This is a genomic window from Azospirillum brasilense (assembly GCF_003349955.1).
Classification (GTDB): domain Bacteria; phylum Pseudomonadota; class Alphaproteobacteria; order Azospirillales; family Azospirillaceae; genus Azospirillum; species Azospirillum brasilense_B.
Map to the genome: position 1 here is coordinate 1 of NZ_QLKQ01000012.1, position 25,917 is coordinate 25,917.

Genomic DNA, 25,917 nt, shown 5'->3' on the forward strand with positions numbered 1-25,917 from the left:
AGGAGGCATGTGGACGGGCGGCAACGCCTGAAGCTGAGCCTTACTAATCGCTCGATCGGCTTGATCCTTCATGAACGTCGCGCGCAGCGGCAAGCCGCTCACGCGCTCGGATTATGCATCCTTACCATTCTCGACTTTACGCACGACCCAAGGAAAAGGGCGCCCGCAGCCATGCGAGCGCCCTTTTCGTTTTTGCAAAACCGCCTACTCGCCGAGATCCTTGAAGCCCATGTCGCTGTCGGCGGCGGTGACGAACCAGTTCTTCGGGTCGCCGATCAGCGGGGTCAGTTCCGGACGGTCGGCCGCGGGGCGGGCCATCATCCGGGTCGGCTGGCGCAGACCGTTCTTCAGGCACAGGAAACCCATCATCGACAGGGGACGGGCGGCCTGCGCGTTCAGCGTGCGGCAGAGCAGGGCGACCAGCCGGTCGCGCCGGGCGCGCTCGACCAGCAGGGCGAAGGCGGGCATCAGCCAGCCCGGACGGGCCAGATAATCGCAGACCACCCCGACGCTCTCGCCGCGCCAGCGGTCCACCCGCAGCACCACATAGGCCACCACCGTGTCGCCGCGCATCACGAGGAAGCGGCGGTGCCGCGCCGCGTTGGGGATCTTGTCGAAGCGCCACTGGAGATAGGCGTGGTCGCGCCGGGCGGCGCAGAGATGCTGGGGGGCCGCGGCCTCCCACAGCCCGTCCATCCGCTCGTCGAAGCGCTCGACCTCGACCAGCCGGGCGCCGAAGGTCCGGGCGGCCGCGTGGCCGACCAGCGAAGCGGCGCTCATCGCCGGCTTGCCCAGCCGCGCCATCAGGCGGGCCAGTCCGCCGTCATAGGGGCTGACGCGCAGGCAGCGCGGCGGATCGATCACGCGCAGATAGGTCGGGACGTTGCCGAGATCGAGCCAGCCCGCCCGCTTGTAGGACTTGTAGGCGGCGTCGGTCATCGACAGTGAGACGCTCACCTCGCTGGCGGCGGCGTGGGTCTCCGACAGGCCCGGCCCGACGCCGCGCAACCGCCATTCCGGGGCAACCATCAGGTCGATCGCCCAGGAGGCGCGGTGCACCCGCTGCCCCACCTTCAACGCGAAGGGAATGCCCGCCTGCTGGCCGACGATCCCCCCGTTCCGCTTGCAGACCCAGAGCTGCATCCCCTCCGGATCGGGGGTCGGCGGCTCCTCGAACAGCCAATTGAAATGGGTGTCGTCCAGCAGCGGGGAGTCCGCGCCGAAGTGGTCGCGCTGGAAGGACTCCAGCGCGACGCGATCCTCGGACATGAACCGTTCCACACCCCGCTGAAGCCAGGGCATTGCGGTCATGCGTCGCTCCCATCCACCTCGACCGGCTGCACCAGCGCGGCGTTGCGCAGGATGCGGCCCGACGTGCGGCGCTTCAGGACGATGTCCTTGTAGACGCGGCGGACCTGCTCGACCGACAGGTTGAGGGCGCGGGCCGCCTCGTCCTCCGGCACGCCGCGGCCGTAGGCGCAGAGCGCCAGGTCCAGCTTGTCGTAGGGGATGGCGTAATAGAACTCCTCCTGCGACTGCGGCAGGGTGTAGGTGTCGGTGCTCGGCGACTGGCTCTGGATGTCGTCGGGCAGGCCGAGCCAGGCGGCCATCTGGTAGACCTGGGTCTTGAACAGATGGGCGATCGGCTTCAGGTCGGCCAGACCGTCGCCGCCGCGCACGAAGAAGCCCAACTCATACTCCAGCCGGTTCGGCGTGCCGAGGACCGCGTAGTTCAGCCGGTCGGCGTGGGTGTATTCCATGGTCTTGCGGACGCGCTGCTTCAGGTTGGTGGCGGCGACCACCGACAGATAGACGTCCACCGGCATGCGGCTGGTCTGGCGGTCGCCCTCCGGCGATTCCACCGTCATGGTGAAGTAGTTGACGCGGTCGGCGTCGAGCAGGCCGGCGGCCAGGCCGATCTTCTGCTTCCAGCCCGGACCGTATTCCGGGAAGAGGCGGCGGATGGCGCTGTCGCGGCGCTCGTAGCAGCCGAGCGCGGTCAGCGGAGCGGTCAGATTCTCCATGATCGGCTCGACGCCCAGGCTCTCGCAGAGCAACCGGCCCCGGCGGGTGCTGTCGGGCGAGGATTCCTTCTCCGGCATCAGGATCGCCAGGACGCGCTCCGGCCCAAGCGCGCGGACGGCCAACGCCGCGCAGACCGAGCTGTCGATGCCGCCGGACACGCCGAGCACGATGCCCTGGCGCTTCAGGTCGTGGGCGACGGTGCGCTGGATGAACTGTTCGATCTCCCGGGCCGCGGCCGCGCAGTCGAGCGAGAGGGCGTTGGCGTCGAAGGGATGCAGGGCGTTCAGCATGGTGTCGGTTTTCCCGGTTGGCGTTGTTGCATCGACTGTGAGAAGGGGACTGTGAGAAGGCGACTATGGAAAGGACTGTGCCTTGGGGACCGCGCCAGGCCGCCGGATCAGGCGGCGGCGCTGTCCAAATGCTCTTCGAGAATGTGGATGGGCGCGGCGTCCAAGCGGGCGCGGAGCGTCGAGGCCCGGCCGGGAAGCTCGTCCAGCACGTTCCGGGCGAGCATCTGGAGGGTGAGCACGCCGACCAGGGCCATCTCCTCGCGCTCGCCGGCCATGCGGCCGTCGGTGCGATGGGCCTTGGCGGCGAGGGTGGCGACGCCGGCGGCGTCGACCAGCCCGTAGCGGTTCAGCGCCTCTTCGGACAGCAGGTCCCGCACATAGGCCGGGGCCTGGGCGCCGAAGAGGGCGGTGGTCATCGGCGCGCGGTAGGGGCGCTTCGGGCGGTGGAAGATTTCCGCCGGCAGCAGGCGCGAGGCGACGCGGCGCAGCGCCAGCTTGTCGCGCAGCCCCAGCATCTTGACCCGGTCGGGCAGGGCGGCGCAGAGGTCGTCCACCTCCGGATCGAGGAAGGGGTAGCGGACCTCGATGCTGTTGGCCATCGCCACCCGGTCGCCCTGGCTGGTCAGCAGATAGGGCGACATGAAGGCGGCGATTTCCGTCCACTGGGTGCGGGCGAGCGGGCTCCAGCGTGACCAGCCGGCGGGCAGATGGGCGGACACGACGTCGTCGAAGGCCTGCGCGTTGGCGGTGGAGCGCACGTCCGGCGCCAGCAGGCGCTGGGTCCAGGCGGTGTTCTGCCAGCGGATGCGGTGGGCGTAGAAGGGATCGTCGGTCTCCGTCATGCCGCGCTTCCAGAAGGCCTGCCAGAGCGGGCTGTCCTTCTGGCCGCTGGTGGCGGCGTAGGGATGGATGCGGCTGAGCAGCTTCGGGCGCGCCGTGGAGTGCGGCTGCCGCGCCCAGAAGCGGCGGACCTTGTCCTCCTTGAAGATGTCGTAGCCGGCCAGCCATTCGTCGGCCCCCTCGCCGGACAGCACGACGCGGATGCCGCTGTCGCGGACGAGGCGGGAGAGCAGGAAGAGCGGCGCCGGGGCGGTGCGGACCAGCGGCGATTCGCCGTGCCAGATCACGTCGGGCAGGGCCGCCTGGATGTCCTCCGCCGTGCAGAGGATGTCGTGATGCTCCGTCCCGACATGGCCGGCGACCAGCCGCTGCTGCGGCGTCTCGTCGAAGGCGTTGTCGGCGAAGCGCACACCGAAGCTGTGCATCTGCGTGGTGTCGAGCTTGCGGGCCAGCGCCGCGATCACCGAGCTGTCGAGCCCGCCGCTGATGTAGACGCCCACCGGCACGTCGGCGCGCAGCCGCAGGCGGATGGCGTCGAGCAGCTTCTCCTCCAGCCGGTCCGCCGCCTCGTCCAGCGTGATGCGGGACAAAGCGGGATCGCCGGCCATGTCCGGCTCCCAATAGCGGGCCTCGTGCAGGCGCAGGTCGGCGTCGATGCGGATGGCGGTGGCCGGCGGCACGCTCTGCACCCCGGCGAAGACGCTGCCCTGGGGAGCGACGCTCCAGTGGGTGAAGACCTGGGCGAGGCGGGCGGCGTCGAAGCGCGGCTCGATCCGCCCGCCGCCGAACAGGGCCTTGGCCTCCGACGCGAAGGCGAGATGGTCGCCGCTGCGGGCGTAGAACAGCGGCAGGATGCCCAGCCGGTCGCGGACCAGCCACAGCTCGCGCTTCACCGCGTCCCACAGGCCGATGGCGAACTGGCCGTTCAGCTTGGCCCAGGCGGCGGGGCCGTACTCCTCGAAGGCGTGGACGATCACCTCGGTGTCGGTGCGGGTGTAGAAGCGGTGCCCGCGCGCCTCCAGATCACGCCGCAGTTCGACGTGGTTGAAGATCTCGCCATTGAAGGTGATCCAGAGAGTCCGCTCCTCGTTGTGGATCGGCTGGAAGCCGCCCTCCAGGCCGACGATGCTGAGGCGCGCGTGGGCGAGCCCGATCCGCCCGTCGCGGTAGAAGCCGTAGCCGTCCGGGCCGCGATGCCCGATCATGGCGATCATGCGCTTCAGTTCGTCGAGTCCGGCGGGCTCGGCACGCGGCCCGGCGAGAACTCCGGCGACACCACACATCGCACGCTCTCCTGTGTGTCTTGATCCGGCGGGAAAGGGATCGGCGGTAAAAAAAAGTCAGGCGGTTTCGGCGAGCGTCGCGCGCCGGATCTTGCCGGAGTCGGTCTTCGGCAACTCGTCGCGGATCTCGATGAATTTGGGCACCAGATGGCTTTCCAGGCGGCCCCGGCAGTGCTGGCGGATCGCCATTTCGGTCAGGGTGGCGCCGGGGCGGACGACCAGATAGGCCTTCACCGCCATGCCGTCGGCGGGGTCGGGCACACCGAGGACGGCGGCCTCGACCACGGCGTCCAGCTCGTAGAGGGCGTTCTCGACCTCCTTGGGGCTGACCTTCTCGCCGCGGCACTTGAACACGTCGTCCTTGCGGCTGACGAAGTAGAGGCAGCCGTCGGCGTCCATGGTGAAGAGGTCGCCGGTGTAGAGCAGCGTCTCGCCCTGCGGCCCGCTGCGCAGGCGCTTGGCGGTTTCCTCCGGGCGGTTCCAGTAGCCGCGCATCACGTTGGCGCCGCGGACCACCAGTTCGCCGACCTCGCCGGGGACGGCGCGGTTGCCCAGTTCGTCCACCACATAGGCTTCGCAGTTGGGGATGGCCCGGCCCACCGAGGCGGTCTTGGTGCCGAGGTCGCGCGGGTCGAGGTAACAGATGCGGGTGCAGCATTCCGTCATGCCGTACATCGAATAGAAGGCGGCATCCGGGAAACGCTCGCGCAGGCGGTCGATGTGGGCGGTCGGCAGGGGCGCCGCCGCGTTGGTCAGGTAGCGCAGGGAGGACAGGTCGGCGGTCTTCATCGCCTCCATCCCGAGAAGGGTGGAGAAGAAGGTCGGCACGCCGGGCAGGCCGGTGATGCGGTGCTTCACCATGCGCGCCAGCGTTTCCGCCGGAAAGGCGAAGGAGCGTTCCAGAACCACCGTGAAGCCGACGCGCGCCCCGGTCAGGATCTGCGACAGGCCGTACCCGAAGGTCAGCGGCAGGACGCACATCACGACGTCGTCGGGCGTGTTCTCCAGATAGGTCGAGATCGACCAGGTGGTGTTCACCAGCGCGGCGTGGCTGAGCATCACGCCCTTGGGCCGCCCGGTGGTTCCCGAGGTGTAGAGGATGGCCGCCAGATCCTGGTCGATCAGGCCGCGGTCCTGCGGTGCGGTGCGTCCGGACGATGCATCCGGATGGGCAGCCACGATGTCCGTGAAGGAGAGCCCGCCGGCCCCGGCCGGCACAGCGGGCCCAACCCACAGCGTGGTGGCGAGGTGAGGCGCCTCGCCAGCCGCCGGCACAACCTGCCGGGCGAGCGCGGCGGGCGCGATGAGCGCCCGGACGCCGGCGTCGGTCAGGATGTAGGCCAGCTTGTCCGCCTTGGTGGACGGGTTGACGGGGACGTAGACGGCCCCGGCCTTCAGCGCGCCGAACAGGCCCGCGACATACTCGATCGAGTTCTCCAGCATGACCGCCACGCGGTCGCCGCGCACCACCCCGGCGGACTGGAGCGCGCAGGCGACGGCGTCGCTCTGGCGGTCCAGCTCGGCGAAGGTGACGGCGTTCTCACCCGCGATCAGCGCGGTGTGGTGCGGCCGCCTGACGGCGGTCTCGCTGAGGAACTGATGAAGCAGGTGCGCCATGACGCTGTTCCCTTGCCTGGCTTCGGTGACTGTCCCGATGACCCGTTCCGTCCTGGCGGATGGATCAGGCGGCGTCCTTCAGGGTCCGCTTGCGCTCGACGTAGGCGGCGATGCGGCTGACCGACTCGAGGTTGTCGGCCACCATGTCCTCGTCCTCGACGATGATGCCGAAGTGCTCTTCCAGGAAGGCCACGACGTGCATGATGCCGGTGGAGTCGATGATGCCGCTCTCCAGCAGGGATTCGGCGTTGTCGAAGCCGGAGTCGCTGCCGAGCAGGAAGTTCTCCACGATGAAGGCGCGGATTTCCTGGGTGGCGGGTGCGCTCAGGGTCGTCGGCTCGGTGGTGATGGTGGCGGTCCGCATGTCGCTGGCAACTCCTGTGGGTTTGGTCGTCGATCCTTGGCCGGCAGTTCGGGACGGTGGTCGGTCTCTGCGGGAGTTACTCCAAAGGGGCCGGTCCGTTCCTTTCGGTGTTACCGCCTCGTTGCGTCGGATTGGGAAAGGCTTCTTCCCGCTCTTTGTCACGAGGTTCCGGCAACGCCGCCGAGTACGTCATTCTTTATTGCATTCGAATGCGGTGTTTTCGAGAGTGCAAAGGATGATCGGGCGGTGAAGACAGTGGCTAACCACTCAGGGTCATTGCAATTGAGCAGGGAATACCTTCTCGTACTCTTGGGGAACCCTCTCTGACTTGCGGCGTAGGCGGGCCTATCGCTCTCGTCATGGTTGCTGAGGGGCGGGCGTGCTTTCCCTCGCCCCTCTGGGGAGAGGGTGGCCCGAAGGGCCGGGTGAGGGGGGTGCCCGTGGCGCAAAGTCCGGCAAAAGCGCAACCCCCTCACCCTAACCCTCTCCCCAGAGGGGAGAGGGGACATGGGAAGCGCTTGTCATAAGGCCAGGATCACGCCGCCGGCAGCGGATCGCCGTGCGTCGGGGTGGGGGCTTGCGTGACGCCGTCGCCTTTGCGCTTGCGCAGCCAGGCCGGAATGCCGGTCACCTGCACCGACAGCCAGTCCACCGAAGCATCGTCGGAAATCGGCACGGCGTGCAGCCGCAGCGGGTCGGCCTTTGGGCCGTTCCAGCCCGGATCGATGGTGCGCGCGGTGCGATAGCCGGCCTGCCGGATGATCGCCACCTCGCGGTCGCTGAAATCGCCGTTGGGGAAGGCGAAATGGCGGCAGGGCAAGCCGGTGGCCTCCTCCAGCTCGGTCTTGCACAGCGCGATCTCCTCGGCGCAGCGCTGGTCGTCGCATTGCAGGAGGATCGGGTGGGTGCGGGTGTGGGCGCCGTAATCGGTGACGGCGGCCAGATGCCGGACCTCGTCCCAGGTCAGCGACTGGCGGTCGGCGCCGTCCCGGTCGGGATCGTCGCCGGCTTCGGCGAGCCGGCGGCGTCGCTCCGGGTCGGGGAGACGTTTCAGAGTCTCGGCGCCGATCCGCCCGGCGGCGGCGGTCTTCCACCAATAGGGGCGGGCGGTGCCGACCACGCGGCTGCACAGGTAGATGGTCGGGCGCACGCCAAATTCTGTGAACAGGGGTTCCAGGCGGGCGTTGTTGCGGTGGCCGTCGTCGAAGGTGACGACAAGCGGATAGGGCGGCAGGTCGCCCCACCGCCCGCTTTCCAGCGCATCGGCCACCGCGTCCAGCGTGGTGAAAGTGTAGCGTTCGGCGTACCAGGCGAGGTGCGCGCGCATCACCTCCGGGTCCGGATCGTGATACACGACGATCGTCACGTTCCGGCGCGCGAACAGATTTCGGAACAGGGCACCGACTCCCGTCCAGCGCACGATTCCGGCCGCGATGGCTTGCTTCATGGGGATTGGACCTCTGCTGTGTGTCCGGTCCTTCGTTCTGTCTGGCGAGGCGGTTGCGGACCGGTTGAAAGGCAGGACGGGCCCGGTTCGGAACCGGGCCCGGATCGGCGGGATCGTCAGCCGGAGCGCGCCCGGCGCGGCCCGATGGATGCCGTGGGCGCCGGCTCGGACATCCAGCCGCGGGCGTTGCGTCGGTAGATCTCCACGATGCGTTCCCGGTAGACGGCGATGTCGAACTGGCGTTCGAAGCGGCGGCGGGCGCCCTGGCCCAGCCGGCGGCGCAACTCCGCGTCGTCGATCACGCGGGCCAGCGCCTCGGCCAGGGCCGTCCGGTCGCCCGGCGGCACCAGCAAGCCGGTCTCCTCGTCGGCGATGGCGTCGCCGACGCTGCCGACCGGGGTGGCGACGATGGTCAGGCCGTTGGCCATGGCCTCCAGCACCGACATCGGCAGACCCTCGAACATGGAGGGCTGGACCAGCACATGGGCCTGCACCAGCTCCTTGCGGCAGCCGGTCTGGTCGAGCCAGCCGGTGAAGCGCACGCGCTCCTCCAGCCCCAGCGCCTTGGCCTGGGCGCGGTAGGTCTCCAGGTCGCCGTCGCCGGCGATGGTCAGTTGCCAGGAGCGGCCGCGGCACGCGTCGGACGCCAGGGCGTCCAACAGGACGTCGATGCCCTTCAGCTTGATCAGGCGGCCGAGGAACAGCAGGCGCACCGGCCCGTCCTCCGCGCGCTCCGGGATCGTCTCCGGCCCCGGAACGGCGTTGTGCAGCAGGGTCGTGCGGCGCACGGCCGGGAAGGTGGTGACCACCCAGTTGCGCCAGTATTCGCCCAGCACCACCACCTCGCTGGTCATCTCCATCATGTGGCGGATGGCCCAGCGGGACAGCGGCTTGGCGTCCTCGTAATGCTTGGGGAAACGGCCCCCGTGCAGATGCAGGACGACCGGCACCCGGAACAGCGAGGCCATGGCGACGATCAGCCCCTTGCGGAGCACGCTGCCGTATTCGGCCATGTGGATGTGCACGAGCTGGGCCTTGCCGGTCGCGAAGCAGCCGAACAGGCGCAGCATCGCGGCGGCGAAGTAGAAGGGCATCAGATGAAATTTCGCGTCCGGCCCATAGCTGTCGATCACTTCGAACTTCACGTCGGGGCGGTTCTCCCGCAGGTCCGTCGTGAAGTTGTCGACGATTCGCCCCATGCCGCCCTTTTCGAGCGTGCCGCCGGGTGAAACGATGTAGATCATATCCGCTCCTGACTGTCGCGCTCCCCTCGCGAAGCTTCAGGGAGGAAGGAATTAAAGGACCCCGCGGAAAAATGGGTTCTTACTGTCGGCCCGCGCGGGTCAGCGATGGCTTGGCCGCCGCGGCGTCGGGCAGCGCTCCCAACGAGGGGCGCCGGACGGCGTCGGGGCGGTTCAGCTCCGCATAGATGTCCTGAAGGCTGCGGCCGTAGGACTCGATGACGAATTTCTCCAGGAACAGCCGGCGACCCTGTGCCGACAGGCGCGCGTAGAGCGCCGGCCGGGCGGCGAGGTCGCGGATCGCGTGGTCCAAAGCCTCCGGGTCGTTGACCGGGACGATCCGCGCCGTCTCACCGTCGGTCAGCACCTCCGGGATCGAGCCGACCGGGGTGGTGATGACGGGCATGCCGGTGGACAGCGCCTCCAGGATCACCATGGGCAGCCCCTCGTGGGTCGAGGGCAGCAGCAGCATGTCGTGATCGCGCAGATGGGCGTGCGCCTGCTCGCGGGAGATCCAGCCCTCGAACCGGCACTCGTTGTCCACGCCCAGCTCCGCCGCCATGCGGCGGTAGCCCTCGACGTCGCCGCCGCCGCCGATGGTCACGCGGAAGCGGAAGCCCCGGTCCTTCATCAGCCGGCAGGAGCGCAGCAGCGTGCCGATGCCCTTGCGCTCCGACAGGTTGGCGAGCACCAGCAGCGACACGATCGCCCCCTCCGGCGGCGCCGCGCGGACGGGCAGGTCGGCGCCGATGTCCGGCACGGCGTTGTAGAGCACGCGGACCTTGTGCGGGTCCGTCCCGACCGACTGCACCAGGAAGTTCCGCCAGCTCTCGCCCAGCACCAGAGCGATGCCGCAGCGGTCGAACAGCCAGCGGCTGATCGCGCGGGACACCGGCCCCTTGTCGAAATACTCCATGAAGGACGCGCCGTGCAGATGCACGACGGTGGGGCAGGAGAACAGCCCGGCGAAGAGCTGGACCACCGCCTTGCGCCAGACGCTGGCGTTCTCCGACACGTTGATGTGCACGACCGTCTGGCGGCGGCGCAGCATCAGGGCGCCCAGCCGCGCCAGCGTGCCAGCCAGATAGACCGGCGACAGCAGGGCGCTGCCGGTGCCGCGGGTGTCGAGCACCACGGTTTCCGGGGCGGCGGGGCTGTTCTGGAAGGCGTCGACGATGTAACCCGTCATCCGCCCGATCCCCCCGCCGCCGTCGAGCGCGCCGGGGGTGGCGAAGACAATGCAAGCGCGGGACGCCTTCTTGCGCCGGAAACCCATGTCCATCAAACCCATGCTTGACCTCACGCCGCGCCGGGAGCCGAAAAGATGGCCTGACGCAGCCGGCGCCGCAGCCCGACCGGCATCAGCGAATGCATCAGGAAGGTGGTCAGCGCCATCGGGGTCGGCGCGCCGTCCCGCAGCGCCGATTTCAGGATGCGCTTGCGCACCGCCGGGGTCCGCGCCGCCTGCTCGCCGCCGGTGGCCTGGAGCAGCAGGCTGGCGTAGGCGCGGGGCGACAGCCGGGGCCGCACCGACTCCGCCCAGGTCAGGGCCATGTCGATGTTGTGGCAGGTGGACAGGGTGATGCGGTCGGATTCGGTGTAGTGGATCGCCAGCACCTCCGGCACCGTCACCAGGGCGCAGCTTTCGATCTGCCCGCAGGAGATCAGCCACTCCCAGTCGTCGAAGGCCGATTTCGGGATCGGCTGGCGCTGGAGCAGCGCTTTCGGGGCGAGCAGGGTGGTGGTGGGGGCGAAGGTCTCGCCCTTGAACAGCCCGTGGCGGACGAACAGGTAGTCGCCGATCCGGTCCCGCGGGGTGCACAGGCGCCGTGGCCATTCGAAGTCGCCGCGGGCCGTCACCACCTTGCAGCGGCAGCTCATGATCGGGTAGCGCACGCCGGGCGGGCGGGCGGCCATCTGCAAGGCAATCTTGCCCGGCATCCATTCATCGTCGTCGTCGAGGAAGGCGATCCAGGAGCCCTTCGCGCGGTCCACGCCCAGATTGCGGGCGCCGGCGGCGCCGCGGTTCTGTTCCAACGCGATCACGGTCAGGCGCGGATCGCCGAACGCGTTCAGGCGCTCCTCGGTGGCGGGATCGGGTCCGTCGATGACGACGACGACCTCGAGCGGGGCGTAGGTCTGGGCCAGGGCGCTTTCCACGGCCCGCGCGACCATGTCCGGCCGGTTGCGGGTGGGGATGACGACGGTGACCATCTCTTGCGGGGACGTCATGACACTACCTTCTGTCGCGACGGAGAATGCGGGGGGCGGAACATGAGGGGGCCTCCTTCCGTCAGCCGGGCCGGGCCGGACCGCTCCAGCCGGCGGCCGGCGGCCCGCCGTAGGAGGTTCCGTAGGGGGAGGAACTGGCGAAGCCGGCGTTGTAGGCCTGCTGCTGGTCCTGCATCCGGGCCTGCATCTTCGCCCAGCGGCGGCGCTGCACGAGGCGGGTCACCGCGATCACCAGCACGATCCAGTTCAGGGAATGGCGCTCCAGGAACACGCTTTCCGACACCGAGATCAGCAGGAGCGCGCAGCCGACGGTGAAGATCCAAGCGGGCTCGGCGCGGTTCTCGCTGTAGCGGATGGCGCCGAAGCCCTGGATCAGCAGGCGGCCCATCAGCATCGCCGTCAGGATCACGCCGGGCAGGCCGAGGTCGAGCCACGCCTCCATCCACCCGTTGTGGGCGGAGTTGATGCCCCAGCCCTGGGTGAAGGTGCTGCCCGGACCGTAGGCTCCGTACCAGTAGGCGCCGTAGCCCCAGCCGAGCAGGAAGCGGTCCTGGATGGACATCAGCGTGTGTTCCCACAGCACGGTGCGTCCGGTCAGCGTCGGATCGCGGCCCAGCATGTAGAGGATGTCGTGCCAGAAGGTTGTGCCGCTGGTGATGCCGACCACCGCGACCAGCAGGACGAAGGCCATGGCCGGCGCGAAGCTGCGGATGCCGCCGCGCACGAAGCCGCTGACCAGCAGCAGGCCGGCGACCAGGATCGAGGTCACCAGGCCGGTGCCCGACCGGCTCATCACGATCAGCAGCAGGGCCATCAGCAGCAGCGGGCGGACCACCCAGCGCTTGCCCTCGCGCGTCCAGTCGAGCCACAGCAGGCAGAGCACCAGCCAGACCATCATGCGGCCCGTCACGTTCTTCTGCCAGAAGATGCCCTTCCAGGCGCCGACATGCTGCTCGTGGTCGAGCCCGACCGCCGGCATGGCGAAGACCGAGGCGTAGGACAGAACCATCAGGATGGATAGGCCCGTCGCCAGCATCCGGACGATTTCCGGGAAGGTGTAGCGCAGGGCCAGATAGACGGCGAAGGCGGTGGTGAACAGGAAGGCCACCGCGCGGCGCAGCGTCACGTCCGGGTAGATCGACCACAGGGCCGACAGGAAGGCCAGCGCCACGATCAGCGACACCGCCGGGCTTCCCGTCGGAATGCGGAAGGCCAGGCTGGGCCGCAGCGCGATCAGGCCCAGGATCATGACGTAGACGGCCATGAAGTAGATCACCGCGCCCGGCGCGTCCGGATCGGTCGTGCCGCCGCCGGTCAGCAGCGCCGGGAGCACCGACCCGCCGAACGAGACGATGCAGAAGACGGTGATGCTCTTTTCCAGAACTTCGAGGACTTTCATGGGGCCGCTGTTCCGGTGAAAAGGGCTGCTATGGGCAGTGAACGCCCATGACGGGCGCACCGCATCGTTTTCTGAAGATGCCAACCCGATGCCCGGACCTGTAGCCGGGCGGAGGCATTAGGCCTAAGGAGGCCGTCCCCATCGGGGCTACCCCCGGTTGGGCCATCCACCCCGATCTTGCGGGCCCCGCAGGGCCTATGACGGCCGTTCCCGCCGGCTCCGGAGCGGACTCCAAAAAGGGAAAGCCCCTCTCCCGGGTGGGAAGAGGGGCCTGGATGGAGCGCCGCGGGGTCATGACCCGTCGCCCTTGAGGACGATCACCGCGGTCTTGCACAGGATGTAGAAGTCGAACAGCAGGCCGCAGTTGCGGACGTAGAAGACGTCCATGGCGACGCGTTCCTGGAAGGTGGTGCGGTGGCGCCCCGACACCTGCCAGTAGCCGGTCAGGCCCGGACGGACGGAGCCGATGACCTCGGCCGACGCGCCGACCTCCGGCAGTTCCTTGGGCATGTAGGCGCGCGGGCCGATCAGGCTCATGTCGCCCATCAGGATGTTCACCAGCTGCGGCAGCTCGTCGAGCGAGGTCTTGCGCAGGAAGCGGCCGACCGGGGTGATGCGCGGGTCGTAGGTCAGCTTGTGGTAGGTCATGTACTCTTCGCGCATCTTCGGATCGTTCTCCAGCAGGCGCTGGAGATGCTCCTCCGCGTTGATGTGCATCGAGCGGAACTTCAGCACGTCGAAGGTCTTGTCGCCGCCGGCCCAGCGCTTCTGGCGGAACATCACCGGGCCGGGGCTGTCCAGACGGATCGCCGCGGCGATGCCCAGCATCAGCGGCGCCACCGCCACCAGCAGGATGCCCGACAGCAGGATGTCGAGCGCGCGGCGGATGCGCAGGTAGCTGGTCGGCGGACGGACCGAGACGCGCAGGGCCAGCGAGCCGTGCAGGTTGTGGTAGGTGGCGTCGACGGCGCTGACGTTGCCCTCGCCCAGCAGGCAATAGACCTGCTTGAAGGGCAGCCGGCCGACCAGCGTCGTCAAATCCGCGCCATGGCGCCCGATGTCGGCGACGATGGCCGCCTGGGCCTGCTGGGCGTAGGCCGGGGACTTGGCGAGCAGGTCGGTCGAGCCGACCACCGGCAGGTTGGCGACGCGGGTCTGCCACAGCGTGTTGTCGTCGTCGAAGAAGCAGACCGGGCGCATCCCGAGCCAGGGCAGGCGCTGCAGCTTCTCGGCGATGGCGGCGCCCTGCGGGCCGGCGCCGACGATCACCACCGGGGTGCGCCAGTTCAACGCGCTGGCCATCAGCCCGTGCACCAGCAGCAGGTCGGCGGCGTAGGTGATCGCGAAGCCGATCAGGGCGACCGAGAGCGCCTCGACGAAGAAGGAGCGGAAGCCGTCCATCACGATGAAGGGCACGGCCAGCACGGCGACCGACAGCAGGGCCGCCTGGAAGGTGCGGCGGGTCCGCTCCAGATAATCGAAGCGGCCCAGAGAATAAATTCCGAAAACCGATTTCACCAGCGGCACCAGCATCAGGCCGGTGACCAGGGCGCGCTGCGACAGGTCCGCTTCCGCGGTCAGGGTGTCGCTTCCGAACAGCTGGATGAGCGTCCAGCCGAGCAGGGCGAGCATGAAGCCGTCGGACAGAGCCAACAGCAGCCCGGGTCCCACCGTCGGCATGGCCGTCTTCTTCACCGGGGCCAGATTGATGACCGCTTCTGGGTCGAGTTTGCTCATCGCAGGTCCCATTTATGTGTGAAACGGAATGTCATCCGTCTCGCGCCTGACCTAACGCGCCGCAGCGAAAGACGGTTTCTCATCAGCTTTTTCTTTGAGTCCTTCTGTGTTCAGAAAGACACACAAATATCAGCGCGTTCTCCGCCTCTGTGCAGACAGATCAGAAGGTTGCGCTGTTCTCCACGAATTAGGATAAAGGCTGCCGTCAATCAACAAATCACAAGAGGCCTCCTCCGCCAGCGGCGATACCCCTTACATGCCGCATGGTTTCAGTGGGGTGAGTTTGAAGAGATTAAGGAAAGTGGGTAACTTCGTCCGGATCATCCGGATCGGTGACGACGCTGCCACCGCCGATCCCCGGCTACCTCTTTCCTTCCCGCAAATTGGGGGTATTCGGGGGATGTTCCCTGTCCCCTATGGTGGGGGCCGCCGCCGGGTGGCGGTGGGGTGCGCCGGGTTGGTCTGCCCGTCCCGCCGAGGCGATGGCGCGGACGTATCCCATAAGAATCCGGTGGGCGATTCCGGATGAGACGCCGTCTCGAACGCCCCGTTGATCGCGGTGGAGTGCCCTCGCAGGCTGGATCGGTTGTGTGCCTGACTGGTGGACCTTGTTGCCCCCACCCTAACCCTCCCCCGCTGTCGCAGGGGAGGGGACTGCCGCCGCTTCGCGATCATCTCCCTCCCCTGCGACAGCGGGGGAGGGCCGGGGTGGGGGCACGGGTTGCCATCGGGATACGTCCGAAGAGGGCGACGACGGCACCAACGCGAAATTGAAACGTCCCGGTCCGGTTCCAATCATCGGAATTGCGTTCGCGGGTGCGGCACCGCCGCCCCACCGGAGTTCTAGGCGGAGTTCCTGATGGCGTCCGAAGCAGCGACGATCTTGAAACACGGTTGGCTGTTCATGCTGGCCAACGTGGTGAACCGGGCTGCCGGGCTTCTGCTCCTGCCGCTCTACACCCGTCTTCTCAGCCCTTCCGAATTCGGCGTCTACGCGCTGGTGGTGGTGGTCGCCGACCTGCTGGCGGTCATGCTGATGATCGGCATGAACAACGCCTTCACCGCCGTCTATTTCGAACACGCCGAGGAGAGCGACCGGCGGCGGGTCGCCAGCACCTGCCTGCTGGCGGTGGTCGGCACGTCGGTGGCGATGGTCGGTCTGGCCTGGCCGCTTGGCATGGCGGGAAGCTGGGCGATGTTCGGCGACACCGGCCACGCGGCGGTGATGGCGATCGCACTGGCCGGCGTGGCGCTGACCACCCTGTTCGAGCTGGCGCTGGCCTATTACCGGGCGCGCAAGCGGTCGGGGCTGTGTCTGCTGGTGTCGCTGGCCAAGGTGGTGGCCCTGCTCGCCTTCAATCTGCTGTTCCTGTGGGCGCTCGGCCTCGGGGTGGAGGGCATCTTCCTGGCGAACGGCGCGTCCTTCCTGGCGCTCGGCCTCCTGCTCGTGGTGGCGATCCTGAAGGACACCGGCTTCTCCTTCTCCTTCCCGATCCTGAAGCGGGTGGCGGCGCTGGGGCTGCCCTACGCGCCGCAGTCGCTGCTGGACATCGCCAACAACTTCGTCTCGCGCTGGCTGCTGAACATCCTGCTGTCCACGGCCGCGGTGGGCCTGTTCGCCTTCGGGATGCGGCTGTCGCAGATCCTCTTCATGTTCCTGACCGCCTCCTTCCTGCAGATCTGGTCGGTCAGCCGGCTGGAGTCCCAGCACGGCGCGGCGGACCACGCACAAGCGGATTTCGTCTTCCACCTGTTCGTCGTCCTGCTGACCGGGGCCGGGCTGGGGCTGGCGCTGACCGCGCCGGAGATCCTCTGGCTGATCGCGTCGGCCGACTACACGCCGGTCCTGACCAGCATGCCCTTCCTGGTGCTGGCCTATGTGCTGCACGGCGTGCGGATGAACCCGGAGGTGGCGATCCTGAAGGCCAAGCGCGTCGGCGTGCTGCCCTGGATCTCCGCGGCCAGCCTCGCGGTGGGCTCGGCGCTGGCGCTGGCGCTGGTCTGGCAGTGGGGCCTGCTCGGCGCCGCGCTGGCCAACCTGGGGCGCGAGGTCTTCCAGATCGTCCTGACCGAGACGGTGCGCCGCCGCATCTGCCGCGACGAGCTGCCGCTGAACGCCGTGCGGATCGGCTGGATCCTGGTGCCGGCGGCCTTCGCCTATGCGGCGGGCTGGTATCTGTTCGGCACGGAGGTCGATCCGGCCTTCACCGCCGAGAAGGTGCTGCTGGTGCTGGTGTTCCTGGCCGCGGCGGTGTTCGGACCGGGCATGGGCTCGGCGGGTCGGGCGCTGCTGGGCAAGCTGCTGCTGGGCCGCGTCCGCCGCCTGCAATCGGCGTCCTGAAGGCGCACGCCCTGAAAACGGAAAGGGCCGGCGGATCGCTCCGCCGGCCCTTCCTCGTGGTCCGCTTGCGCGGTCGTTACGCGGCCTGATGCTCGAGCATCAGGTTCGCGGCGTCCATCGCCAGCAGGTGCGCGAGGTCGATCGACGACGTGTCGATTGCGGCCTGCACGTTGTCCGGCTGAGTGGTCGTCGTGTCCTGGGCCAGGGCGTGGGCCAGCAGGTCCGCCGACAGGGCCTGGGCCGAGCCCGGCGGGTTGATGGTGCCCACGCCGGTCCCGTCGGCGATGGTCGCCTGCGTCGGGTTGGAGAGCTTCAGGTTGAAGGTCTCGACGCCCTCGACCACGTCGTCGCTCAGCACCTTGACGGCGACCGTCTTGGTGGTCTCGCCGGCGGCGAAGGTCAGCTTGCCGCTGGTCGCCAGATAGTCCGAACCGGCCTTGGCCGTGCCGTCCGCCGTGGCGTAGTCCACCGTCACCGTCTGGCTGTAGGCCTGGGACAGCTTGATCGTGAACACCGCGTCGGTGGTGACCGGGCTGGTGGCGGTGCTGCTGTACAGCCCCGCCTTGATGGCGTTGTACTTGGTGTAGTCCACCTTCCAGCTGTCGTTCATGATGCCGCCGGTGTCGCCCGAACCGGGGCTCCAGGCCCAGTAGGTCCAGCTTGCCCCCTGCTGGCCCGCGGCGAGGTCGATCTTGCCGTCGCCGTTCCAGTCGCCGTTCATGTACTGGATCAGCTTGGGCATCCACGCCTTGTCGATGGCGGTCTCCATACGGCTGCCGAACTCGCCGACCAGGATCGGGGTCTCGTCGTTCTGGATGAAGTGGCCCCACATCTGGTCCCACTTCGCCGGCATGTTGTTCGGGAAGTTGTTGGCCTTGAACCAGTCCATCATGTAGAGCGACGGTCCGTAGTCGTGGACCGAGTAGACCAGCTTGCCCGGCTCGTTGAACTTGACCTCGTAGTTCTTCTCGCCCAGCAGGTTGCCGCCCCACCAGTACCACTGGTTCTGGTAGGTCTCGACGCCCTCGACGATCAGCAGCCAGTCCTTGTTGACCGACTGGATGGCGTTGCCGATGCGCTCCGCGGCGCGGGCCCAGTCGTTCGGGCCGCCGTCGCCCCAGGTGGCCGGGTTGTGCGGCTCGTTGTGCAGGTCGGCGCCGATGACGGCGTCGTTGCCCTTGTAACGGGTCGCCAGCATCTTCCAGTTCTCGATCATCTTCGATTCCGGGTACTGGCTGGTGTACCAGAGCCCGTTCTCGTTGGCCGATGCGCCGTCGCCGGAACGGTGGTGGTCGAGGATGATCTTCATGCCGATCTTGTCGGCGTAGTCGATGATCTTGTCGAACACCTCCAGCGAGGTCTTGCCGCGCAGGTCCGGGTTCTTCGAATAGTCGATGCCGGTGGGCATGCGGCCGTTGTCGAGCATCGCGTCGGAGTAGGGCAGGCGGATGGTGTTGAAGCCCAGATCCTTCATCTGGTTCATGTGGCTCTGGTAGCTGTCCATCCACAGCCCCTGCGGCGCGAAGGCGTAGCCCTCGGCCCCGAACCAGTTCACGCCGGTCAGCTTCACGGCCTTGCCGCTGCTGTCCATGATCTGGCCGCCCTCGGTGTGCAGGAAGCCCGGCGCGATGCCGCTGGTGTTGCCGGTCGGCTCGGTCACCGACACGTCGCTGACCGACAGGGTCGGCTTGGTCGGGGTGGGGGCCGGCGGGTTGGTCGGCGTGGTCGGGTTGGAGGAGCCGGGGAAGAAGCTCTTGTCGGCGTCCACGACCAGGGTGCCGTTCCACCACATGCCGGACTGGCCGGCGATCACATCCTTGCCGTCGAGCGCGCCCTTGTCATAGGTCACGATGCTGTCGGTGGGCAGGACGGACTTGCCGTTGATGGTGATCTTGTTGACCAGCAGGTTGCGGTCCTGGCCGTTCACCGTGGCGTCGTTGTCGTACTGGATCTGGACCTTGTGCGCCTGATCCGCCGGAGCGTTGATCGAGAAGACGTAGTCCTTGGCGGTCGTGCCGGCGACGCCCTCGCCGACCTTCTTGCCGTCGATCAGCAGGTTGAAATGGGCGTTGGTGCCGCCCGCCTCGTTGCCCTGCAGGTTCAGCACGACCTGGGTGGTGCCGGCGCCGGGCGCCGGCGGCGTGGTCGGGGTGGTGGGGTTGGTCGGGTTGGAGGAGCCGGGGAAGAAGCTCTTGTCGGCGTCCACGACCAGGGTGCCGTTCCACCACATGCCGGACTGGCCGGCGATCACATCCTTGCCGTCGAGCGCGCCCTTGTCATAGGTCACGATGCTGTCGGTGGGCAGGACGGACTTGCCGTTGATGGTGATCTTGTTGACCAGCAGGTTGCGGTCCTGGCCGTTCACCGTGGCGTCGTTGTCGTACTGGATCTGGACCTTGTGCGCCTGATCCGCCGGAGCGTTGATCGAGAAGACGTAGTCCTTGGCGGTCGTGCCGGCGACGCCCTCGCCGACCTTCTTGCCGTCGATCAGCAGGTTGAAATGGGCGTTGGTGCCGCCCGCCGGGTTGCCCTGAAGGTTCAGGATGACCTGGGTGTTGCCGGCGGGGGCCGGCGGCGTCGGGACCGGGAAATAGTCCTTGGTCAGGGCGAAATCGAGCGAACCGTCCCACCACATGCCTTCCTGGCCGGGAATCACGTCCTGGCCGTCGGCGGCGCCACGGTCGTAGGTGACCAGCGAGCTGGTGGAGGCGACGGGCTTGCCGTTCACTTCCAGCGACTGGACGAGCAGGTTGCGGTCCTGCCCGTTCACAAAGCCGTCGTTGAAGTAGACGATCTGAACCTTGTGCGCCTGATCCGGTGCGACCTGGGCCTTGAAGGTGTAACGGCCGGCGCTGGTCGAGCTGACCGTCGCCTGGCCGATGTTGACACCATCCAGGAGCAGCCGGAACTGCGGCCAGATCCCGCCGGCAGCCTGCCCCGAGGCGTTGACGACGAAGGTCGTGTCGACGAGACCCGTGGTGGTCGTTGCCATTGGAAGTAACCTCTCTCCATTTTCGGTGGAGCAAAGGTGAGGCCCAATTGGTTAACGAGGTATTTCGGATTTTAGGGAAATGCGGCTCAAAAGCCACGACAGGCTGTGAAAAGAATGAGGCGCGAAAAACCGCCTTTGCTGCGGTTTCCGCGCCACAGTGGGGCCTTGCGGCCACGGGGAGGGAGAAGTGTAAAGTCTTGTTACAGAAAGGTTTCCAAAATCCGCCGTCTCAGCCCTCGTGACCTTTGTGAGCCACCATGAAGACCTCCGGGCGGAACAGGTAGAGCTGGCCGAGCTTCCCGAGCTTGCGTCGCAGGGTTAACGGCATCGCCCCCATGAAGGATTCCACCGCCTTCACGTAGGCGAGGTACCCGCGCCCGGACCCATGGATGTGCATGCGCCGGCGGACCGCCATGGGGGCGATGTAGACCGCCTCCATCCGGGCGAAGCCGGCCTCGCGCAGCGCGCGCTCGGTCTCGCTCCAGGTGTATTCGCGCAGATGCATGCAGATCGGCTCGTCCAGCCCGAAGACCTCCGACAGGTCCATCGGCCCGGCGTGCTTGTGCGGCATGCTGAGCACGTAGCGGCCGCCCGGCTTGAGGATGGCGTGCACGTTGGACAGGTGCACGGACACGTCCTCGGGGTGGAGATGCTCGATGACGTGGGTGGAGACGACGGCGTCGTAATGGCTGCGCGGCTCGAACTCGGCGAGGTTCACGCCGTCGCAGCAGCGCCACGTCACGTTGGAGCGCTCGTCCGTCCAGCGCTCGCCGCGCTCGCGGGTGATCTCGGTGGCGACGCAGCGGTGGCCGTGGCGGGCGAGATAGCTGAGCAGCCGGCCCTTGCCCGACCCGACCTCGTAGACGTCCCGCGCACCCTTGAGCAGCGTCAGGAAGTGGCGGAAGTCCAGCTCATCGTTCTGGGCCGCGGTGTCCACCGCGTCGTTCAGCCAGGGGCACGCGCTGTAGAGGGTGGTGTAGTTCCGCTCGAACACCGTCCAGCGCTCTTCGCGGCGGGAGTCCAGCAGCTCGCGGGCGAGCTGGCGTTCCAGGTCCCAATGCTGGCGGACCATGGTTTCGCTGAGGGGGTAGTTCGGGGCCAGACCGAACTTCCGCTTGTAGCGGGCGACCAGCTCATCCGACGTCAACGTGTCCACAGATCACCTCGTTGGGAGAAACGCTGCTGTTCCGCTAATCTAAGGTCGCTGTCGGAAATCCTTACAGGCGCGGACGGCGGAGCGGGCCGCGCGATCGGGCGGGGTAGCGGGGCCGGAAGGGGTACCGCGCCGCCTGCCGGACGGATTCGCCCCGACCGGCACTTATCCGGACCGGTTGCGCCCACGCAGCGCCTGCACCGACGCCTCGTACAGCGGCAGCGGGCGCGACGCCGCGTCGTAGGGGGAGGGATGGGGCTTCAACTCCGGCATCTCCCGGGAGATGTAATTCAGGTCGGAGCGCAGGTGCCACCAGCACAGCTCGGCCAGCCGGGCGTTCCCGGCGATGTCGCCCAGATACTGCCCGGCCAGGAAGGCCATGGCGCGGTCCTTCTCCGCCCGCGACCAGGAGCGCGGCAGGTGCTTCTCGTTCACGTCGAACTCGGTGACGTGGATGGGCAGGCCCAGCCGGTCCATGGCCCGCAGGAAGCCCTTCATGCCCTCGCGGTCGTAGGGCTTGCCGGCCATCAGGTGGCTTTGCAGCCCCACCCCGTCGATCGGCACGCCGCGCTTGACCGCGTCGGTCAGCCAGGTCTGGAAGTAGGCGCGCTTGCGCTGCTGCCAGCCCTCGTCGATCTCGATGCCGAACTCGTTGATGACCACCTTGGCGGAGGGGAATGCCGCGCGGATGTGGTGGAAGAAGGGATCGAGCCAGTCCGGTCCCTTGGCGCCGCCGGCCACCACCCACCACATGCCCTTGCGGAAGCCGTAACGGTCCTGCTCCTGCGGGTGGCTGCGCTCGGTCTCCCAGAAGAAGGCCTCGTTCATCACGTCGATGCGGTAGAAATTGTCGCCGTAGCGCTGCTTGACCGCCGCGACCATGGCGGTGAAGCGCGGCCAGTAATTCTCCTCGGACAGCGTGCCGTTCGCCGAGAAGTACGCGCTCTCGCCGATGCCCAGCGCGCGCTGGCGGCTCGCCGGCAGCGTCATGTAGTCGGGCATGCCCATGTGCTGCCACAGGGCGCAGTGCCAGTTCGGCTTGGCGCCGATGCGGCGGGCCAGCTCCACCCCGGCGTCGAAGCGGCCCCAGTCGAAATTGCCTTCCTGTGGCTGGAAGACGGCCCATTTGCCGCCGTTCTCGGGCGTCACCACGTCGCATTCCCGCGCCATCAGCGTGTCGAGCATGGGGTCTTCCGGCTCGATCAGATGGTCGCGGGCGGCGCCATGGAGGATGCCGGCGGCCCGGCAGGCGTCGCGCAGGGTGGGGTTGGGCACCGCGGCAACGGACGCCGCCTCGGCGACGGCGGGGCCGGCGGCGGCCTTGCAGCTGGCCAGAACCGCGGCCGCGGCGGCGGCGCGCAGCGCGTCCCGGCGCGTGAAGGAGAGGGTTTTCGGCGAGGTGGCTTTTGGCGAGGTGGCTTTTGGCGAGGTCTGGGCCATGGGCTTCGGGCCTCGTGTGGTTTGATGGGAAATGAAAATTCCCTCTCCCCCCTGGGGAGAGGGTTAGGGTGAGGGGGTTGTGCGTGTCGGAACGTCCCTCACAAGCACAACCCCCTCACCGGCCCTCCGGGCCACCCTCTCCCCGGAGGGGAGAGGGCTATGCGGGCAGAGGTGAAGGAGACGTCGCTTACGGCGCGGCGCGCAGGGTCTGGTCGCCGTAGTATTTCCGGGTGGCGACGTAGCTGTTGTACGGACCCTGGTAGCCCTTGCTGGCCGCCTTCTTCAGGTTCACGTCGGTCATCACGCAGACGAACTTGCTGTGGTCGATCGGACCCAGGTCGGCCACCGCGTCCAGGTCGCTCGCCGTGGTGTGGCCCCAGCGGGTGACGAAGAGCACCTTGGAGGCGGCGCCGCAGACGATGCGGGCGTCCGACACGGCCAGCGCCGGGGCGGTGTCGAACACCACCAGATCGAAGCTGGGCGACAGGCCGGCCATCAGCTGCACCAGGCTGTCGACGTTGAAGCGGTCCAGCGTCATCGGGTTCAGCTTGCCCGCCGGAACCATGGCGAAGGGCACGTCGTCGGAGGTGTGGACGATCTCGTCCAGCGTGGCGTCACCGGCGATCCAGTCCGACAGGCCCTTCTTGGTGGACAGGTCGAACAGCCCTTCCATGCGGGAGCGGCGGAAGTCGGTGTCCACCACCACCACCCGGCGGCCGGCCTGGCTGGCGACCTGGGCGACGGCGAGCGTCAGCGAGGTCTTGCCGTCCTGCGGGCGGGCCGAGGTCACCGCCAGCGCACCGACCGGGCCGAGATCCGACAGATGGTTCCGGAACAGGGCGCGCAGGGATTCGCTGAACAGCGAGAAGGGGTGGCGCTGGAAGATCTTGTAGAGCCGGCCCTTGGCCCCGCGGTCGCTGTGGTGCGGCACGATGTGGACGGTGCCGACGCCTAGGATGCGGCGCACGGCGTCCGGGGTGTGGATGCGGCGCTGGAGAAGCTCCAGGCCGAAGACGCTGAAGATGGCCAGGGCGAGGGCGGCGACGAAGCCGGCCAGCAGCAGGAGGACGCGGAAGGGACCCGACGGCTCGTGCGGCACCTGCGGCGCGGAGACCAGCTTGACGGCGGCCGGGAAGGCGCGGCTGTCCTTCTGGGCCTCCACCTCTTCCAGACGGCCCAGCAGGCTGTCGAGAAGCTGGCGCTTGGCGGTCGCCTCGGATTCCAGGGTGCGCAGCGGGATGGCCTGCTCCTGCATGGTGGCGTAGCTGCCCTCCATGCGGGTGATCATGGAGCGGAGCGCGGTCTCCTGCTCGACCGCGACCTGGGCGGCCTCGCGGACGCCGTTGATCTCGCGGCGGATTTCCTGCTGGAGCGAGGAGTTCGCCTCGTTCAGGCGGCCCTGCAGCTCGACGATGCGCGGGTGCTTCGGGCCGTACTGGCGGGAGAGCTGGGCCATTTCCGTGGAGATGGCGGCGACCGTGGCGCGGAGCTGGGCGACGACCGGGGAGGCGATGCTGCCGCCGATGGCGTTCCAGTTGCCGGCCTTCAGATTGCGCTCCAGCGTGTCGGCCTGGGCGACCGAGCGGGCGCGGATGGCCGAGGCCTCGCTCAGGCGCAGGCGGGTCTGCTCAAGCTCGTTCTGGGCCATCAGGCCGGTGCCGCCCTTCAGCAGGCCGCCCTTGACGCGGGCTTCCTCGACCTTGGCGTCGGCCTCGGCCACCTCCTTGCGCAGCAGGACGATGCGGTCCTGCAGCCAGGAGATCGCGCTGGTCGACAGGTCGCGGTCCATCTGCTGGCGGGTTTCCATGTAGCGGCGGACGATGCCGTCCACCACGTCGCGGCTCAGCTGCGGCTCCTTGGAGGTGAAGCGCACCTGGATCACGCGCGACCGGCCGACGATGGCGACGTCCAGCTTGCGGTGGATGCGCGCGATGATCTGGTCGTTGCCCAGCGCCGCGTGCGCCTCGCGCGCCCGGATGTCCTGCGCCACCTCGTCACCGTGGCTCAGCAGCCAGGCGACCGGGGCCGGCGGGGTGCCCTCCCAGAAGCGCCCGGCGAGGTCGCGGCCGTAGGCCACCGCGCGCTCGACGAGCGGAAGCGTCTCGTCCTCCTGCGCCGGCGGGTTGAATTCCGGATGCTGGGCGAGCTGGAGATCGTTCACCACCTGGTTCAGCACCTGGGGCGACTTCAGGATCTCGATCTCGCTCAGGATCGCCGCGTCCTCGGTGGGGATCGCGCCCACCACCTGCTCGACCTCGCGGACGACGCGGACCTGCCGGTTGTCCACCAGCAGAAGGGCTTCGGAGGTGTACTGGTCCTTGAGCGTGGAGACGCCCAGGGCCGACAGGCCGGTCAGCACCACCACGATGGCCGCGATCAGCCACTTGTGGCTGCCCAGCACGCGCAGGATGAAGCGGAAGTCGGGACCCATGGACGGGGTCTGGGATTCGAACTCGCTGCGCCGGGACGGGCCGGGGGCGGCGGGCCATGCCGGAACCGGAGCCGGTGGACCGCCGTGGTGGCCGCCATGATTGACTTGGGGCAGATTTTCCACGTCTCAAAGCTCCTTATGCATGGGCGCTGGTGCGGGGGCGCTGGACGAACGCATGGCGGCACGGCGCATAAGCATGACGGTGTGGGCGAAGCCGAAAGCGCCGACGCAATAGCGGCGAAACAGGCGGCGGGGCTCCTGGACCAGCCGGAACGCCCATTCCAGCCCGATGCGCTGGATGGCGGCGGGGGCCCGGGTGAAGCGCCCGGCGAGGAAATCGATGATGGCGCCGCCGTTGACGATCAGCACCTTATGATCCAGCGCGCGCTTGAGCTGGGCCGCGACCTCCTCCTGGCGGGGCATGCCCATGGCCAGGATGATGACGTCGGGCTCAATCTCCCGCGCACGGGCGATGTAATGCTCCACGGAATGGAACCCGTGCTGGGCATCGACATAGTCGTGCGGGGTCCGCTCCTTCAGCCGCTCGATCCCCTCGTCCAGCCAGGGCGCCGCGGTGCCGTAGACGGCGACCCGACGGGGCGACAGGTTGCGGAGGAGAAGCGGGATGAAGTCGGTGCCGTTCATGTTCAGCCCGACCGGCTGGTCGAGCCAGGGCAGGGCCGTCTCCAGCGCCACCCCGTCCCGCAACAGGACGTCGGAGGCGCGGAAGGCCGACCACGCGGCGGAGGACCCCGCGCAGAGGTTCACGCCGTGAGCGTTGAGGAACGACAGGATGGTCGGACGCTCGACGGCTGACAATGTCTTTATCAATGCATGGCGCTCGTCCTCGCAAGAAATACACCGTATTCTCTCGATCAGTGCCAGGACGTCACGAGGGGTCGGCATGCACATCTCCTAACCAAATCTGCGAAGCGACGACGGTTACGTTGTCTCTGGAACGATGATGCCCGATGGTTTGCGGTGCAGTAAGACGATATTGCTTGCTAACACTTTCGATTGGTGGCAGCCGGTAAGACCGTTACCGGGTACCCCTTTCGACACGACCGCCGGACAACAGGGAATGA

The 25,917-nt window shown here is 68.0% G+C and carries 17 protein-coding genes; 1 reads left to right on the forward strand and 16 read right to left on the reverse strand.

What is annotated here, in order from left to right:
- Nucleotides 1-204: 204 nt before the first annotated feature.
- The 11 genes from DXK32_RS07585 to DXK32_RS07635 form a co-directional block, all read right to left on the reverse strand.
- Nucleotides 205-1,311 carry a GNAT family N-acetyltransferase gene (locus tag DXK32_RS07585; protein WP_114857950.1) on the reverse strand — a complete coding sequence of 369 codons (1,107 nt, stop codon included), beginning with the start codon at nt 1,309-1,311 and terminating at the stop codon, nt 205-207.
- Nucleotides 1,308-2,315: an NAD(+) synthase gene (nadE, locus tag DXK32_RS07590; protein WP_114857951.1), complete on the reverse strand. Its 1,008-nt coding sequence runs from the start codon at nt 2,313-2,315 to the stop codon at nt 1,308-1,310. The genes DXK32_RS07585 and nadE overlap by 4 nt, the downstream gene beginning before the upstream one ends.
- 107 nt (nt 2,316-2,422) lie before the next feature.
- A complete protein-coding gene (gene asnB, locus DXK32_RS07595; protein WP_114857952.1) occupies nt 2,423-4,438 on the reverse strand; it encodes an asparagine synthase (glutamine-hydrolyzing) in 2,016 nt (671 codons plus the stop codon).
- Between the two features lie 57 nt (nt 4,439-4,495).
- Nucleotides 4,496-6,055 (reverse strand): class I adenylate-forming enzyme family protein, encoded by a 1,560-nt coding sequence (locus tag DXK32_RS07600; RefSeq protein ID WP_114857953.1) that lies wholly within the window; start codon nt 6,053-6,055, stop codon nt 4,496-4,498.
- Nucleotides 6,056-6,119: 64 nt separating this feature from the next.
- On the reverse strand, nt 6,120-6,419 hold the full coding sequence (locus DXK32_RS07605; RefSeq protein WP_114857954.1) for an acyl carrier protein: 300 nt from the start codon (nt 6,417-6,419) through the stop codon (nt 6,120-6,122).
- A 535-nt stretch (nt 6,420-6,954) separates the two neighbouring features.
- Nucleotides 6,955-7,866 (reverse strand): polysaccharide deacetylase family protein, encoded by a 912-nt coding sequence (locus tag DXK32_RS07610; RefSeq protein WP_114857955.1) that lies wholly within the window; start codon nt 7,864-7,866, stop codon nt 6,955-6,957.
- Nucleotides 7,867-7,982: 116 nt separating this feature from the next.
- Complete coding sequence (locus DXK32_RS07615; protein ID WP_114857956.1) at nt 7,983-9,110, reverse strand: glycosyltransferase family 4 protein; 1,128 nt, start codon at nt 9,108-9,110, stop codon at nt 7,983-7,985.
- Between the two features lie 79 nt (nt 9,111-9,189).
- A complete protein-coding gene (locus DXK32_RS07620; RefSeq protein WP_114857957.1) occupies nt 9,190-10,398 on the reverse strand; it encodes a glycosyltransferase family 4 protein in 1,209 nt (402 codons plus the stop codon).
- A gap of 8 nt (nt 10,399-10,406) precedes the next feature.
- Nucleotides 10,407-11,339 carry a glycosyltransferase family 2 protein gene (locus DXK32_RS07625; RefSeq protein ID WP_114857958.1) on the reverse strand — a complete coding sequence of 311 codons (933 nt, stop codon included), beginning with the start codon at nt 11,337-11,339 and terminating at the stop codon, nt 10,407-10,409.
- A 61-nt stretch (nt 11,340-11,400) separates the two neighbouring features.
- Nucleotides 11,401-12,738: an O-antigen ligase family protein gene (locus tag DXK32_RS07630; RefSeq protein WP_114857959.1), complete on the reverse strand. Its 1,338-nt coding sequence runs from the start codon at nt 12,736-12,738 to the stop codon at nt 11,401-11,403.
- 291 nt (nt 12,739-13,029) lie between these two features.
- Nucleotides 13,030-14,475 carry an exopolysaccharide biosynthesis polyprenyl glycosylphosphotransferase gene (locus DXK32_RS07635; RefSeq protein ID WP_114857960.1) on the reverse strand — a complete coding sequence of 482 codons (1,446 nt, stop codon included), beginning with the start codon at nt 14,473-14,475 and terminating at the stop codon, nt 13,030-13,032.
- An 859-nt stretch (nt 14,476-15,334) separates the two neighbouring features.
- Here DXK32_RS07635 and DXK32_RS07640 point away from each other — a divergent pair.
- Nucleotides 15,335-16,816 carry a lipopolysaccharide biosynthesis protein gene (locus DXK32_RS07640; RefSeq protein ID WP_114857961.1) on the forward strand — a complete coding sequence of 494 codons (1,482 nt, stop codon included), beginning with the start codon at nt 15,335-15,337 and terminating at the stop codon, nt 16,814-16,816.
- Nucleotides 16,817-16,892: 76 nt separating this feature from the next.
- On the opposite strand, the gene DXK32_RS07645 is transcribed toward DXK32_RS07640, so the two are convergent.
- From DXK32_RS07645 to DXK32_RS07665, 5 genes are all read right to left on the reverse strand, one after another.
- On the reverse strand, nt 16,893-19,808 hold the full coding sequence (locus DXK32_RS07645; protein WP_114857962.1) for a cellulase family glycosylhydrolase: 2,916 nt from the start codon (nt 19,806-19,808) through the stop codon (nt 16,893-16,895).
- 229 nt (nt 19,809-20,037) lie between these two features.
- Nucleotides 20,038-20,964, reverse strand: coding sequence for a class I SAM-dependent methyltransferase (locus DXK32_RS07650; RefSeq protein ID WP_114857963.1), 927 nt, complete (start codon nt 20,962-20,964; stop codon nt 20,038-20,040).
- Between the two features lie 162 nt (nt 20,965-21,126).
- Nucleotides 21,127-22,401, reverse strand: a complete 1,275-nt coding sequence (locus tag DXK32_RS07655) for an endo-1,4-beta-xylanase (protein WP_114857964.1) — start codon at nt 22,399-22,401, stop codon at nt 21,127-21,129.
- Between the two features lie 187 nt (nt 22,402-22,588).
- On the reverse strand, nt 22,589-24,955 hold the full coding sequence (locus DXK32_RS07660; RefSeq protein ID WP_244947763.1) for a GumC family protein: 2,367 nt from the start codon (nt 24,953-24,955) through the stop codon (nt 22,589-22,591).
- A 3-nt stretch (nt 24,956-24,958) separates the two neighbouring features.
- A complete protein-coding gene (locus DXK32_RS07665; protein ID WP_114857965.1) occupies nt 24,959-25,651 on the reverse strand; it encodes a WecB/TagA/CpsF family glycosyltransferase in 693 nt (230 codons plus the stop codon).
- Nucleotides 25,652-25,917 lie beyond the last annotated feature (266 nt).

Coding starts and splice junctions, on each gene's coding strand:
- DXK32_RS07585 (WP_114857950.1), bottom strand. CDS start 1,311: ATGACCGCAATGCCCTGGCTTCAGCGGGGTGTGGAACGGTTCATGTCC.
- nadE (WP_114857951.1), bottom strand. CDS start 2,315: ATGCTGAACGCCCTGCATCCCTTCGACGCCAACGCCCTCTCGCTCGAC.
- asnB (WP_114857952.1), bottom strand. CDS start 4,438: ATGTGTGGTGTCGCCGGAGTTCTCGCCGGGCCGCGTGCCGAGCCCGCC.
- DXK32_RS07600 (WP_114857953.1), bottom strand. CDS start 6,055: ATGGCGCACCTGCTTCATCAGTTCCTCAGCGAGACCGCCGTCAGGCGG.
- DXK32_RS07605 (WP_114857954.1), bottom strand. CDS start 6,419: ATGCGGACCGCCACCATCACCACCGAGCCGACGACCCTGAGCGCACCC.
- DXK32_RS07610 (WP_114857955.1), bottom strand. CDS start 7,866: ATGAAGCAAGCCATCGCGGCCGGAATCGTGCGCTGGACGGGAGTCGGT.
- DXK32_RS07615 (WP_114857956.1), bottom strand. CDS start 9,110: ATGATCTACATCGTTTCACCCGGCGGCACGCTCGAAAAGGGCGGCATG.
- DXK32_RS07620 (WP_114857957.1), bottom strand. CDS start 10,398: ATGGGTTTGATGGACATGGGTTTCCGGCGCAAGAAGGCGTCCCGCGCT.
- DXK32_RS07625 (WP_114857958.1), bottom strand. CDS start 11,339: ATGACGTCCCCGCAAGAGATGGTCACCGTCGTCATCCCCACCCGCAAC.
- DXK32_RS07630 (WP_114857959.1), bottom strand. CDS start 12,738: ATGAAAGTCCTCGAAGTTCTGGAAAAGAGCATCACCGTCTTCTGCATC.
- DXK32_RS07635 (WP_114857960.1), bottom strand. CDS start 14,475: ATGAGCAAACTCGACCCAGAAGCGGTCATCAATCTGGCCCCGGTGAAG.
- DXK32_RS07640 (WP_114857961.1), top strand. CDS start 15,335: ATGGCGTCCGAAGCAGCGACGATCTTGAAACACGGTTGGCTGTTCATG.
- DXK32_RS07645 (WP_114857962.1), bottom strand. CDS start 19,808: ATGGCAACGACCACCACGGGTCTCGTCGACACGACCTTCGTCGTCAAC.
- DXK32_RS07655 (WP_114857964.1), bottom strand. CDS start 22,401: ATGGCCCAGACCTCGCCAAAAGCCACCTCGCCAAAAGCCACCTCGCCG.